Raw genomic sequence first — 14,522 nt, 5'->3', positions numbered from 1 at the left:
GTTTAAAACCCTAGAAGGGTTAATTATAAACTACTTCGTTTTCTCACCCACAAAATAATCATTTGTGCTTTTAAACAACACATTGAATGTGGTCAAACTTCCGTAACATCTGGTGATGTATTGTTGTAATTCCACTTTTTCAGAATTATCTAAATTACTTGAATTTATTTTTTGTTCCATTACACGAAGTCGGTCTCTAACCATAATTATTTTATTGAAAAAAGTATCAATAGGAACTTCTTTATTTTGAGTGGCAGTTCCTGGTTCCATTACCAATTTTCCACCTTTCCATTTATCTGCAATCGGAACAATTTGTGACACGTCCGACCATTTTTGCAATAGGTTTTTCAAAGTGCGCTCTACTTCATAAAAACTCACTGTATCTACCTCATCTTCAACCGCTTCAATTACTTCAAAAGTAGCGTCAACATCGATAGTTTCTAATCCACTTTCAATAAAAGTTACCCAATAATGCTTTGATGTTACGTTGGTAACTACTCCTAATCCGTGTTCCGGATGCTTAATACGTGAGCCAATGCCTAAAATATTCATGTGTTATTTCAATTTTAATTTTTTCAAATATAGAAATCTTTAACAAAAAACTTCACGCTAGTCTGCATAAAATTTAAGTCTAAAATTGTACTTTTGCGATTCCGACTTTTCGGATGTAAAATTGTTATGCAACACTCAGAAGAAACACTTGAAGTTATTGGCGCTCGCGTTCATAATTTAAAAAATATTGACGTCTCGATTCCGAGGGAAAAACTGGTCGTAATCACCGGTCTCTCGGGTTCAGGAAAATCGTCTTTGGCTTTCGATACTATTTATGCTGAAGGTCAACGTCGTTATATTGAAACCTTTTCAGCTTACGCGCGACAATTCCTTGGCGGATTGGAACGCCCGGATGTGGATAAAATTGATGGACTTTCGCCTGTAATTGCCATCGAGCAAAAAACTACGAGTAAATCGCCACGTTCCACTGTAGGAACCATCACTGAAATTTACGATTTCTTGCGTTTGCTATTTGCTCGTGCTGCCGATGCTTACAGTTATAACACAGGCGAAAAAATGGTTTCCTATTCGGATGAACAAATCAAGGAATTAATCATCAATAATTTTACTGGAAAAAGAGTGAATATTCTCGCTCCTGTAATTCGCGCTCGTAAAGGTCATTACGCCGAATTGTTCCAACAAATTGCCAAACAAGGCTTTGTAAAAGTGAGAGTGAATGGTGAAATTCAAGACATTGTAGTCGGAATGAAACTCGATCGGTATAAAACTCACGATATCGAAATTGTGATTGATCGCATGCAAATTGAACAAAATGAAGATACGGATAAACGCTTAGCCGAAAGCATCAAAACTGCTATGCATCACGGTGATGATATCATGATGGTGATTGAACACGACAGCAAAGAAGTTCGTTTTTTCAGTCGAACGTTGATGTGTCCAACAACGGGAATTTCGTATCAAAATCCGGAACCGAATTTATTTTCGTTCAACTCACCCAAAGGTGCGTGCGAACATTGTAATGGTTTAGGAACGGTCAATCAAATCAATGAAAAGAAAATCATTCCGAATCCGAAATTATCAATAAAAGCAGGTGGATTGGCTCCGTTGGGCGAATTCAAAAGTTCGTGGATGTTCAAACAACTCGAAATTATTGGTGAGAAATTCGGATTTACATTATCCGACGCTATTGAAACGATTCCAGCCGAAGCCATGGAAATGATTTTGAACGGTGGAAACGAGAAATTTTCCGTTACATCAAAAGCGGCTGGCGTTACCAAAGAATATAAAATTGATTTTGAAGGCATTTCGCATTTCATCAAAAACCAGCACGACGAAAGTGGTTCGTCTACCATCAAACGTTGGGCGAAAGAATTCATGGACGAAATTGAATGTCCGGATTGCCATGGTTCGCGTTTGAAAAAAGAATCGTTGTACTTTAAAATTTTAGATAAAAATATAGCCGATTTATCCCAAATGGATGTTTCGGAATTGACGATTTGGTTCAACGAATTAGAAAGTCAACTGACTGATAAACAAAAAGCCATTGCCTCAGAAGTTTTGAAGGAAATCAGAGCGCGCTTGCAGTTTTTAATGGACGTTGGATTGAATTATTTGGCGTTGAGCAGAAGCTCCAAATCGCTTTCGGGTGGTGAAGCCCAACGCATTCGTTTGGCTACGCAAATTGGTTCGCAATTAGTGGGTGTTTTGTATATTTTGGACGAACCAAGTATTGGTTTGCATCAGCGTGACAACGAACGATTGATCAATTCTCTTGAAAATTTACGTGATATTGGAAATTCCGTTTTGGTGGTAGAACACGACAAAGACATGATTGAACGTGCGGATTGGGTCATTGATATTGGTCCGAAAGCCGGACGTTTTGGCGGAAAAATCATCAGTGAAGGAACACCGAAACAATTATTAGCCGAACATACGTTAACCGCTCAGTACATCAACGGAGAAAAGAAAATTGAAGTTCCGAAAACACGTCGTAAAGGCAACGGAAAAACCTTGAAATTGATTGGTGCAACGGGAAATAATTTAAAAAATGTTTCGGTAGAATTTCCATTAGGAAAACTGATTTGCGTAACCGGAGTTTCAGGCAGCGGAAAATCGACGTTGATTAATGAAACGCTCTACCCTATTTTGAACGAGCATTTTTTCAATGCGGTCAAAAAACCACAACCGTTCAAAAAAATTGAAGGTTTGGAACACATTGATAAGGTAATCGACATTGATCAAAGTCCGATTGGTCGTACACCACGAAGTAATCCGGCGACATATACGGATGTTTTTAGTGAAATTAGAACACTATTTACTCAAACACCCGAAGCGATGATTCGCGGTTACAAAGCCGGACGATTTAGTTTTAATGTGGCTGGTGGACGATGCGAAACCTGTGAAGGTTCTGGAGTAAGAACGATTGAAATGAGTTTTTTACCTGATGTGTATGTGGAATGTGAAACCTGTCAAGGGAAACGTTTTAACCGAGAAACTTTGGAAATTCGTTTCAAAGGAAAATCCATTTCGGATGTACTGAACATGACGGTAGATGAAGCCGTAGATTTCTTTGAAAACATTCCGAAGATTTACCGAAAAGTCAAAACCATACAAGACGTTGGTTTGGGTTATATTACACTCGGTCAACAAAGCACGACACTTTCGGGCGGTGAAGCACAGCGCATTAAGTTGGCAACCGAATTGTCTAAAAAAGATACGGGAAACACGTTTTACATCATGGACGAACCTACAACTGGTTTGCATTTTGAAGACATTAGAGTGTTGATGGACGTGATTCATAAATTGGTTGACAAAGGCAATACGATTGTAATTATTGAACACAATATGGACGTAATCAAATTGGCCGACTACATTATTGACGTTGGAATGGAAGGTGGAAAAGGCGGAGGAGAAATTTTGTGCACTGGAACGCCTGAAGAAATTATTAAAAATAAGAAGAGTTATACAGCGCAGTTTTTGAGGAAAGAACTTTGAATGTGAGACTGTAAGACTGTAAGATTGTAAGACTGTATGACTGTAAGATTTTAAGACTGTAAGACTTTGAAACTTTGCAACTTTGCAACTTTAAGATAGTAATCAAGAACTATAAATTATATTATATGAAAAAAATATTTTTAATTTCCTTTTTTCTAATCCACTTTTGTAGTTGGTCGCAAGAAAAAACTACTGAACAAGTAGTTCAAGAACAACTGGAAGCCTACAACAGTCGGGATATTGAAGCTTTTTTAAGTTTTTATTCGGAGGATGTGAAGATGTATACTTTTCCGAATAAATTGGAATCAGAAGGAAAGGCAGCGATGCGAGAAAGTTATGCCTCTTTCTTTAAGAATGCAAAAGTGTTGAACTGCACGATTAAAAACCGAATTGTACGTAAAAATATAGTTATTGATGATGAATGGGTCAAATACAATGACACTGAATTCAGTTCGATAGCGATTTACGAAGTCGAAAACAACAAAATAGTTAAAGTTACTTTTATCAATTAAACCTCGTTTTTGAAAAAAGAGTTACTTTAGCACGCTTTTTCTAGCCCAGATAGGAATGGAAAGCTTTATGAAAATGAAAGCTCATTTTTTTTGCTGGAAAAAAGCGACCAACGGAAGCTATTTTTATAGCTTAAAAAAATAGATTGAATTGAATAAACTTGGAATGAATAGCTGGATTAGCTACTAAAAAAAACGATTATGGCATTTGAACAGTACGAAAACGAAGACGAAAAAATACACGACCGATTAAAGCAAAAAACGTGGAATGAAATCCGCTCTAACGACTCATGGGCGATTTTTAAAATCATGTCGGAGTTTGTGAATGGGTACGAAAGTATGGCGCGAATTGGACCTTGTGTATCGATTTTTGGATCGGCACGAACCAAGCCCGATGATAAATATTACTTATTGGCAGAAAGTATTGCTTACAAAATCAGTAAAGCAGGTTATGGTGTGATTACGGGCGGTGGACCCGGAATTATGGAAGCCGGAAATAAAGGCGCGCATCGCGGTGAAGGAACATCGGTAGGTTTGAACATCGAATTGCCTTTTGAGCAGCATTTTAATCCGTATATTGATAAAGATAAAAACTTGAATTTCGACTACTTTTTTGTTCGAAAAGTAATGTTTGTAAAGTATTCACAAGGTTTTGTGGTCATGCCCGGCGGATTTGGAACTTTAGACGAATTGTTTGAAGCAATTACGTTGATACAGACGAAAAAGATTGGGAAATTCCCGATTATTTTGGTCGGAACCGAATACTGGACTGGTTTGCTCGATTGGATTAAAAATGTAATGATTGACAAGCAGAAAAACGCTAGCCCGGAAGATTTGAACCTAATCAAAATTGTAGATACTGAAGACGAAGTGGTTGAAGCATTGGATAATTTCTACAAGAAATACAATTTGAGTCCGAACTTTTAAGTTATGCAGTTAGCTTTTAGCGGTTAGCTTTTAGCAATTATGTTAAAATTTACCAATTGCTAAAAGCTGACAGCTGATAGCTGATAGCTAATTAACGTATAAGATGTTTTTCAATTCGTTTCATTTCGCAATTTTTCTCCCCATAGTTTTTGCGTTGTATTGGTTTGTGTTGAACAAGTCGAAAACAACTCAAAACGCATTGCTGATTGTTGCGAGTTACTATTTTTATTCGTGTTGGGATTGGCGGTTTTTGTTTTTATTGGTATTCTCAACCCTTTTAGACTATTTTTCTGCGATTCAAATTGAAAAAAGTCAAGATTCACACCAACGAAAAATGTGGCTTTGGCTTTGTATTTCAATTAACTTAGGATTTCTAGGCGTTTTTAAATACTACAACTTTTTTGCGAGTTCGTTTGCCGATTTAGCACGATCATTTGGCTTTGAAGCAACTCCGATTTTACTCAAATTAATACTTCCTGTTGGGATATCGTTTTATACGTTTCACGGTTTGTCGTACATCATTGATATTTACTACAAACGCATTCAATCGGAACGAAATTTTGTTGATTATTCGCTGTTTGTGAGTTATTTTCCACTTTTAGTGGCCGGACCAATAGAGCGCGCCACTCATCTATTGCCGCAACTGAAAATCAAACGCGATTTCAATTTTGAAAAAGCAAAAGAAGGCATTTATCAAATCATTTGGGGATTGGTGAAAAAAGTGGTGATTGCCGATTCGTGTGCAGTCTATGCCAATGCTATTTTTGATAATTACGAATCTATGAATTCGTTATCGTTGATATTAGGTGCAATTTATTTTGCCTTTCAGATTTACGGCGATTTTTCAGGTTACTCGGATATTGCTTTAGGAACGTCAAAGTTATTCGGAATCGACTTGCTCAAAAACTTCAACTATCCTTATTTTTCAAGAGATATAGCCGAATTCTGGCGTAAATGGCACATTTCATTATCATCGTGGTTCAGGGATTATTTGTACATTCCATTGGGCGGAAGTAACGGAAACACCTGGTTTAGAGTACGCAATACGTTCATCATTTTTTTAGTGAGCGGATTTTGGCATGGTGCCAATTGGACCTTCATTGCTTGGGGATTGATTAATGCGTTGTATTTTTTACCGCTTTTATTGTTGAAACGAAACCGTAAAAATGTAGATGAATTTAAATTGAAAATCGATTTTGAATCGATGAAAATTGTTTTCAATATAATGGTCACATTTGCAATTACGTGTTTCGCTTGGATATTTTTCAGATCCAAAACCATACAAGATGCGTATTTATACATTAGTAGAATGTTTGCTGATTTGCATTTTAGTAGCCAATATTTTAAAATCGAGCGCTACAATTATGAACTAATTTATTTACTGTTGTTTTTCATCATAATTGAATGGAACAATCGTACTAAAATCGAACCTATTTCGGGCAGATACAGCGGATTAAAAATCGGATTGTGCATTGCCGCATTGTTGGCTTTAGGTGTGTATTCTGACTATAAAGAATTTATTTATTTCCAATTCTAATGAAGCAGTTTTTGAAATTTATTGGAAAACTCATCCTGATTGTACTAATCACTGCTATTGCTTTGGATGCGATGTATACGTTGGTGTACCATCAATCCAAATCGAGAAATAAAATCGATTTTTTATATAATTCGAAAGATCAAAATTACGATGTAGTCTTTTTAGGTTCGTCGAGAGTAAACAATCATTTTGTACCCAAAATTTTCAACGAACAAGGCTATAAAACATTCAATTTTGGTTTGACACGCTCGCGTTTACAAGAATCGGCTTTGATGTTGAAATTAATGGTTGAGCGCAATTATAAGATTAAAAATCTAATCCTTCAAGTTGATTTAAACATCAATACGAATGATCATTCAGAAGCGATTCGGTCGTTGTTTATGCCGTATCTTCACACTTCTGAAACCATCCGAAATCACTATAAAAACATAGACGAATACAACGAATTGCTCTACATTCCGTTTTATCGTTACATGAATTACGATGCTCGAATTGGGTTCAGAGAGTTCTACCAATCGGCCATTCACAAAAAAACTAATGCGTTGGATAATGATGGTTTTTATCCCTTACTCAAAAACCAGCGACCCATGATTGCGGCCGACTTATCGAAGTATTCGCCCAAGAAAAATGCCGCTTACGAAGAAATAAAAGCCATTTGCAAAAAGAACAACATCCACTTGATTGCGATGTCTACTCCAATGTGTATGAGTACGATTAATCGCGAATATTTCAAACAGTTGCGGTCAGTTTACCCAGAAATTCATAACTTTGAAGATGCAGTAACCGACGATAAGTATTTTTCTACCTGTGGCCACATGAACAAAGAAGGTGCAGAAGAATTTACTAAAATCGTATTTAAAGCATTTTTTAAACCCAAATCAACGCCTTGAAAAAGTTAAGCTGTTTACTCCTTTTATTTTGTATCTCGGCAATGGCTCAGCATCATTCGAAGCTTACCGTCAATGTAGATGCTGGAAATAAAGTATTGGGTGTTTATCAAGAATTGACTTTTCACAATCAAAGTAACGACACATTAAGCACAATCCTTTTAAACGATTGGAACAACGCGTATTCCAATAAAAACACTCCTTTAGGAAAGCGTTTTTCTGATGAATTTGTGCGTAGTTTTCACTTGGCATCCGAAAAAGAACGTGGAAGTACCAACAGTATTACCGTTTTTGACGATAAAAAATTCATGCTGAATTGGTGTCGTTTTGACGAACATCCCGATGTGGTTGAATTGCATCTGAAAGATAAAATAGCTCCGGGTCAAAAAGTAACCTTTACCATAACCTACGTATTGAAAATTCCGAGTGATCGTTTTACCAAATACGGATACAATAGCGATAATGAAATGATGCTTAAGAATTGTTTTCTTACGCCAGCGCGCTACGAAAACAAAAAGTTTGTGATGTATGAAAATTTAAATATTGACGACATTGCTAACTCCAAAACCGACATCGATTTGGAAATTATTGTTCCAAGTGGATTTGAATTGACATCGGATATTCCGTTGGTGAAAAAAGACAATGTAGTGTATACTTTTTCGGGTAAAAACCTGTTGCAGAGTGCTTTTTATTTGGAGAAAAAATCAACGTTTTCGGTTTATAAAAACTCTATTATTTTGGTTTCAACTAATTTGCAAGACAACAAATTAAACGATATCAAAAAAGCAGTTATCGTTGATAAAATTGTCAATTATGTTGCTGAAAAACTAGGAAAATCGTCTCTTCAAAACATTACGGTTTCTCAAGTTGATTACGAACAAAATCCGTTTTACGGTTTGAACCAATTGCCTTCCTTCATCAGTCCGTTTCCCGATGATTTTATATTCGAATTGAAATTCTTAAAAACGTATTTGAATAATTATCTGAAAAATACTTTGTACGTTGACCAACGCAAAGATAATTGGGTTTTTGACGCGATTCAAATCTATTACATGATGCAATACATAGACGAATTTTACCCCGAAGCCAAAATGATGGGTAATGTTTCGAAAATGAAAATCTTACGTGGTTACAACTTGGTTTCCCTCGATTTCAATGGTCAATACAGTTATTTTTATATGCTAATGGCGCGTAAAAATCTTGATCAACCTTTGGGAGATCCGAAAAATACTTTGATTCGATTTAATGAAAAAATTGCTTCCAAATACCGTGCTGGATTGAGTTTTAAATACTTATCAGAGTTCATGGGAAGAGAAAATTTGAACACTGCCATCAATCAGTTTATCGCGCTTGCCAATCAACAACAAACCGACGATTTACAATTAAAAGAAATCATTCAAGCCAATACCGATAAGGACATTCGCTGGTTTTTTGACATCATAATTGATTCGAGAAAAATTATTGATTACAAGTTCGATGATGTTAAAAAAGACGACAACACCGTTTCTTTCCAACTAAAAAACAAAACGAATGTGATGGTTCCGATTCCAGTTTACGGAGTCAAAAAGAAAGAAATTGTCTTCAAGGAATGGATTAATGTAGTCAATGAAGACAGTGTGTATTCGTTTCCGAGAAAAGACGCCGATAAAATTGTCATCAACTACGAAAATGAAGTACCCGAATTCAACCAACGCAACAATTGGAAGTCGCTTAAACCCTTTTCGCTTACCAATAAACCGATTAAATTCATCTTTTTAAAAGATTTGGAAGATCCGTTTTACAACCAAATTGTGTACGTTCCGACTTTACAGTATAATTACTATGATGGATTAATTCCAGGCTTGCGTTTTCACAACAAAACCATTTTAGACAAACCCATCAATTTGGATGTAAATCCGTCTTATTCTACTAAATCACAATCGCTTACTGGAACATTTTCGGTAGTTGTAAATCAATTCAGACGCGACAGCAATTTGTTTAATGTGCGTTACGGAATCAGCGGCGATTATTTTCATTACGCACCCGATGCCTTCTACAAACGATTGAATACTTCGGTAAGTTTGCGCATCAGAGAATACGATTACCGCGACAATCGACGACAAGTAATCAATTTTAGAAACATCTATGTAGACCGAGATAAGAGTAATTTTGTAACTAATACATTCGAAGGAAATTATTCGGTTTTTAATGCGCGATACGTCAACTCAAAAACGGAAATCACCAAGCATTTCGGATTTTTAGGCGATGTACAAGTGGCCAATAAATTCGGGAAAATTGCTGGTGAACTAAGTTACAGAAGACTGTACGATGACAACCGACAAATCAGTATACGTTTGTATTTAGGAAAGTTCATTTACTCTACTTCGGAGACCAATTATTTTGATTTTGCATTGGATCGACCGACCGATTATCTGTTTGATTACAACTATTTGGGTCGTTCCGAAAGCACCGGTTTATTTAGTCAACAATACATAATTGCCGAAGGCGGATTCAAATCCAAATTGACCAATCCGTATGCCAACGACTGGATTGCAACTACCAACGCGAGTTTTAATGTCTGGAATTGGATTGAGGTTTATGGTGATGTCGGTTTCATCAAAAATAAAAATATTCCCGAACGATTTGTTTATGATAGTGGCATTCGATTGAATTTGGTTACCGATTATCTCGAATTGTATTTACCTGTTTATTCCAATAATGGTTGGGAAATCGGACAACCTCAATACGCCGAAAAAATCCGATTCATTGCTAGTTTTAGCACCAATACCATCATAAGTCTTTTCACACGAAAATGGTTTTAATCAAATAAAATCATTTCCTTTTATTGAATTATTCTCTGCTAAATGTCGTTTTAAATCAATAAAGCATAATTTTTAATTCATTTATAATGATTTTATTATTGAATGTTAAATTATTATTTTCTTCAAAAAAGTAAATAAGTCTAACTTTTTCATTAAATTTGTTTTTTTAAGAAATTCCGCTTGTACTATGACTGAAGCATTAAATAAAGTTGAAATTACTTTTGACGATTTCAAAAAAGAAGTTTTAAACGATTACAAAACCGCAATCATCAGCCGCGAATGTAGTTTACTTGGAAGACGTGAAGTACTTACTGGTAAAGCCAAATTCGGAATTTTTGGTGACGGAAAAGAAGTGCCACAATTGGCTTTAGCAAAAGCGTTTAAGAATGGTGATTTCCGTTCGGGTTACTACCGCGATCAAACGTTTATGATGGCGATTGGTGCCATGACAATTGAGCAGTTTTTTGCTGGTTTGTACGGTCATACCGATTTAAATTTTGACCCGATGAGTGCTGGTCGTCAAATGGGTGGACACTTTGCAACGCATTCGTTAGATGAAAATGGTAATTGGAATAATTTAACTCAACAGAAAAACTCGAGTGCTGATATTTCTCCAACTGCCGGACAAATGCCTCGTTTGTTAGGATTAGCTCAAGCTTCAAAAATATACAGAAATGTTACCGGAATCAATCAAACTAATTTTTCTGAAAATGGAAATGAAGTAGCTTGGGGAACCATTGGAAATGCTTCTACTTCAGAAGGTTTATTTTTCGAAACCATCAATGCTGCTGGAGTGTTACAAGTACCAATGGTAATGAGTGTTTGGGACGATGAATACGGAATTTCAGTGCATGCACGTTATCAAACGACTAAAGAAAACATCTCTGAAATTCTAAAAGGATTTCAACGTGATAACGAGAATAACGGTTACGAAATTCTACGCGTAAAAGGTTGGGATTATCCAGCATTAGTAGAAACCTATCAAAAAGCAGGCGAAATTGCACGCGAACAACACGTTCCAGTTTTGATTCACGTACAAGAATTAACTCAACCGCAAGGACATTCTACTTCAGGTTCACACGAACGCTATAAAAATGCCGAACGTTTGGCTTGGGAAACAGAGTTTGACTGTGTGGCTCAAATGCGCAATTGGCTGATTGAAAACAATTTGGCTTCGACCGAAGAATTATCTGAAATTGAAGAACAATCGAAAAAAGACGTTTTAGAAGGTAAAAAAGCGGCTTGGAATGCGTTTGTACAACCTTTAAAAGAAGAACAACAAGAATTAGTTGCTTTGTTGAATGAATGTGCATCATCCTCATCCAATAAAGTATTCATAGAAAAATACGCTTCCGAACTAGCATCGATAAAAGAACCAATCCGTAAAGACATTTTGACTACAGCTCGAAAAGTATTGCGTTTGGTCATCAACGAACCGTGTCAGGCTAAAATTGCCACTTGGATCGCATCCTATAAGTCTAAAATTCAACCGAAATTCAGTTCGCATTTGTTTTCGCAATCGGACAAAAACGTATTGAATTCTAAGAATGTTGCTCCAATTTACACTGATGATTCTGAAGAAGTGGATGCACGTTTGGTGTTGCGCGACAACTTTGATGCTATTTTTACCAAATACCCAGAAGCTTTGATTTTTGGAGAAGATTCTGGAAACATTGGTGATGTGAATCAAGGTTTGGAAGGCCTGCAGGAAAAATACGGCGAATTGCGCGTGGCTGATGCCGGAATTCGAGAAGCAACGATACTCGGACAAGGAATTGGAATGGCAATGCGTGGCTTGCGACCGATAGCTGAAATTCAGTACTTAGATTATTTGCTGTACGCGATTCAAATCATGAGCGACGATTTAGCAACATTACAATATAGAACTCACGGACGACAAAAAGCTCCGTTAATCATCAGAACTCGCGGTCACCGTTTGGAAGGCGTTTGGCATTCGGGTTCACCAATGGGAATGATTATTAATGCAATTCGAGGAATTCACGTTTTGGTTCCGAGAAACATGACCAAAGCAGCCGGATTTTACAATACATTAATGGAAGCCGACGAACCTGCATTGATAGTTGAATGTTTGAATGGATATCGTTTGAAAGAAAAAATGCCACGTAATTTAGGTGAATTCAAAACTCCGATTGGTGTGGTTGAAACCCTAAAAGAAGGAAAAGACATTACGTTAGTTTCATATGGCTCAACTTTACGTTTGGTAGAACAAGCGGCAAAAGAATTGTTAGAAGTGGGAATTGATTGTGAAATCATCGATGTTCAATCACTTTTACCATTTGACATTCATCATGACATTGCCAAAAGTATTGCCAAAACCAATCGTTTGTTAGTGATAGACGAAGACGTTCCTGGTGGTGCAAGTGCATTCATTTTACAGCAAATCATTGACGAACAAAACGGTTATCAATTCTTAGACAGCAAACCAGAAACGTTGGCTTCACAACCACATCGACCTGCTTACGGAACCGATGGAGATTATTTCTCAAAACCATCAATTGAAGATATTTATGAAAAAGTATATGCCATTATGAATGAAGCAAATCCATCGTTATATCCGGATTTATTTTAGATAAATTCAAGCCTATCATCTAATCCTCAATTAATCAACAAGTTAATTGAGGATTTTTTTTTAACATTCAAATAATAAATAAATTTGTATTTTTACGAAATACACAAAATCTATGAAAAAAATAGTACTTCTTTTATTGACACTAACTTTTTTAAATTCGAATGCACAGGATCCAACTGTTGGACTTTTGTATCATGATGAAAACGTTTCTGATGGTTATGTTTTAATCTCGCCTTCTCGAAACAATGAGGTTTTTTTAATTAATCCGTGTGGTGAAAAAGTCAATCAATGGACATTTACCGAAACTCCTGGCGCAACGTGTTATTTGCTTGCAAATGGGAATTTACTTCGCGCTGGTAAAGAAAATCTAGAAATCAGAGATTGGGAAAATAATGTGATTTGGAGTTATCCTACAACAGCTAACGGAATTGAACAACATCATGACATTGAACCTTTACCCAACGGAAATATACTGTGTATCGCAAGAGACATGTACTCTCAATCAGCAATGACTAATGTTGGAAGAAATCCAACTATTACTGATGCTGAATTTAGGATGGAGAAAATAGTAGAATTACAACCAATTGGAACTAATCAAGCTAATGTAGTTTGGGAATGGAAGTATATGGATCACCTTATCCAAGATTTTGACGCTACTAAAGCTAATTTTGGTGTTGTTGAAGACCATCCTGAATTATTAGATGTGAATTTTGACAATGGTGCAACATCCGATTTTATTCACTTGAATGGTATTGATTACAACGCTAACCTAGATCAAATTATAATTTCAGCACGACACCTAAACGAAATAATGATCATCGACCACAGTACAACAACCGCAGAAGCTGCAAGTCACAGTGGTGGAAATTCGAATAAAGGTGGTGATTTTTTATGGAGATGGGGAAATCCGCAAGCCTATCGAAGAGGAACTGAAGCCGATCGTAAGTTATTTTTACAACACAATGCCTCATGGGTGGAAGAAAATTATTTAGACGTCGGAAAAATATCGGTTTTCAGTAATGGCGAACCAGGTTCAAGTCAAACCTACAGTTCTGTTCACCTTATCGAGCCAGAAATTGTGAATGGAAACTATACGATGGTGAACAATCGCTTTAGTCCGGCAGATTATGATTGGTCCTGGAGCGGAAGTATTTTAGGCGTTGTTCTTAGTCAAGATAGACAGTCGGGAACACACAGTCTTCCGAATGGAAATTTTATTATTTGTGAAGCATTATTAGGAAGAATATCAGAAATCACAAAATCAGGAACATTACTTTGGTCGTATAAAAATCCGACTGGAATTTATTTTCCAGCTACAGGAGTAACAACCTACTACAATCAATTTAGTACAATTCCACCCAACGTAAATACGGTATTCAAAGCAGATAAATATCCTCCAAATTACGTTGGTTTCACAGGTAAAGATTTAACACCTATTGGCATTATCGAAAACGCGAATTCACTTTCTCTTGCTTGTAGCGCAAGCTTGTCGTCTTCAACATTTTCTTTAGAGAATTTTACTGTTCAAAATCCAGTACAATCCAATATCATTTCATTCAATCAATCAATTAATGCTGATGCTATCACGATCTATGATGTTAATGGAAGAATCGTACTGGAGCAAGACCATTTTTCAGGAAATCAAATGGAACACAACCTAAGTGAGTCATTGTACATCATGAAGATTACATCAAACAATACTACCAAAAAATTTAAACTAATAATTCAATAACAAATTGTATCATCATATGTACCGTAAGCTAT

9 protein-coding genes are annotated in these 14,522 nt (G+C 36.3%); 8 read left to right on the top strand and 1 reads right to left on the bottom strand.

Annotation, left to right across the window (positions count from 1 at the left end; translation table 11 throughout):
- Window positions 1-30: 30 nt before the first annotated feature.
- Window positions 31-552: a hypothetical protein gene (locus tag VK161_RS00855; protein WP_324212850.1), complete on the bottom strand. Its 522-nt coding sequence runs from the start codon at window positions 550-552 to the stop codon at window positions 31-33.
- Between the two features lie 126 nt (window positions 553-678).
- On the opposite strand from VK161_RS00855, the gene uvrA reads away from it, so the two are divergent.
- From uvrA to VK161_RS00815, 8 genes are all read left to right on the top strand, one after another.
- Complete coding sequence (uvrA, locus tag VK161_RS00850; protein WP_324212849.1) at window positions 679-3,507, top strand: excinuclease ABC subunit UvrA; 2,829 nt, start codon at window positions 679-681, stop codon at window positions 3,505-3,507.
- A 125-nt stretch (window positions 3,508-3,632) separates the two neighbouring features.
- The gene (locus VK161_RS00845) at window positions 3,633-4,019 is read left to right on the top strand and encodes a nuclear transport factor 2 family protein (protein ID WP_324212848.1); all 387 of its coding nucleotides are present in this window, start codon (window positions 3,633-3,635) and stop codon (window positions 4,017-4,019) included.
- Window positions 4,020-4,217: 198 nt separating this feature from the next.
- Window positions 4,218-4,943, top strand: coding sequence for a TIGR00730 family Rossman fold protein (locus VK161_RS00840; protein WP_324212847.1), 726 nt, complete (start codon window positions 4,218-4,220; stop codon window positions 4,941-4,943).
- A gap of 103 nt (window positions 4,944-5,046) precedes the next feature.
- Entirely contained in the window at window positions 5,047-6,480 is a 1,434-nt protein-coding gene (locus tag VK161_RS00835) for an MBOAT family O-acyltransferase (protein WP_324212846.1), read from the top strand.
- Entirely contained in the window at window positions 6,480-7,370 is an 891-nt protein-coding gene (locus VK161_RS00830) for a hypothetical protein (protein ID WP_324212845.1), read from the top strand. The genes VK161_RS00835 and VK161_RS00830 overlap by 1 nt, the downstream gene beginning before the upstream one ends.
- Window positions 7,367-10,168, top strand: a complete 2,802-nt coding sequence (locus tag VK161_RS00825; RefSeq protein WP_324212844.1) for an aminopeptidase — start codon at window positions 7,367-7,369, stop codon at window positions 10,166-10,168. Before VK161_RS00830 ends, VK161_RS00825 begins: the two co-directional genes overlap by 4 nt.
- A gap of 187 nt (window positions 10,169-10,355) precedes the next feature.
- Window positions 10,356-12,758 (top strand): alpha-ketoacid dehydrogenase subunit alpha/beta, encoded by a 2,403-nt coding sequence (locus VK161_RS00820; protein ID WP_324212843.1) that lies wholly within the window; start codon window positions 10,356-10,358, stop codon window positions 12,756-12,758.
- 112 nt (window positions 12,759-12,870) lie between these two features.
- A complete protein-coding gene (locus tag VK161_RS00815) occupies window positions 12,871-14,490 on the top strand; it encodes an aryl-sulfate sulfotransferase (protein WP_324212842.1) in 1,620 nt (539 codons plus the stop codon).
- Window positions 14,491-14,522: the final 32 nt, after the last annotated feature.

This window comes from Flavobacterium sp., from assembly GCF_035299245.1.
GTDB lineage: Bacteria > Bacteroidota > Bacteroidia > Flavobacteriales > Flavobacteriaceae > Flavobacterium.
Note: the sequence above shows the minus strand (reverse complement) of the source record. Positions and strands in the feature narration are given on the sequence as shown.

Coding starts and splice junctions, on each gene's coding strand:
- VK161_RS00855 (WP_324212850.1), bottom strand. CDS start 552: ATGAATATTTTAGGCATTGGCTCACGTATTAAGCATCCGGAACACGGA.
- uvrA (WP_324212849.1), top strand. CDS start 679: ATGCAACACTCAGAAGAAACACTTGAAGTTATTGGCGCTCGCGTTCAT.
- VK161_RS00845 (WP_324212848.1), top strand. CDS start 3,633: ATGAAAAAAATATTTTTAATTTCCTTTTTTCTAATCCACTTTTGTAGT.
- VK161_RS00840 (WP_324212847.1), top strand. CDS start 4,218: ATGGCATTTGAACAGTACGAAAACGAAGACGAAAAAATACACGACCGA.
- VK161_RS00835 (WP_324212846.1), top strand. CDS start 5,047: ATGTTTTTCAATTCGTTTCATTTCGCAATTTTTCTCCCCATAGTTTTT.
- VK161_RS00830 (WP_324212845.1), top strand. CDS start 6,480: ATGAAGCAGTTTTTGAAATTTATTGGAAAACTCATCCTGATTGTACTA.
- VK161_RS00820 (WP_324212843.1), top strand. CDS start 10,356: ATGACTGAAGCATTAAATAAAGTTGAAATTACTTTTGACGATTTCAAA.
- VK161_RS00815 (WP_324212842.1), top strand. CDS start 12,871: ATGAAAAAAATAGTACTTCTTTTATTGACACTAACTTTTTTAAATTCG.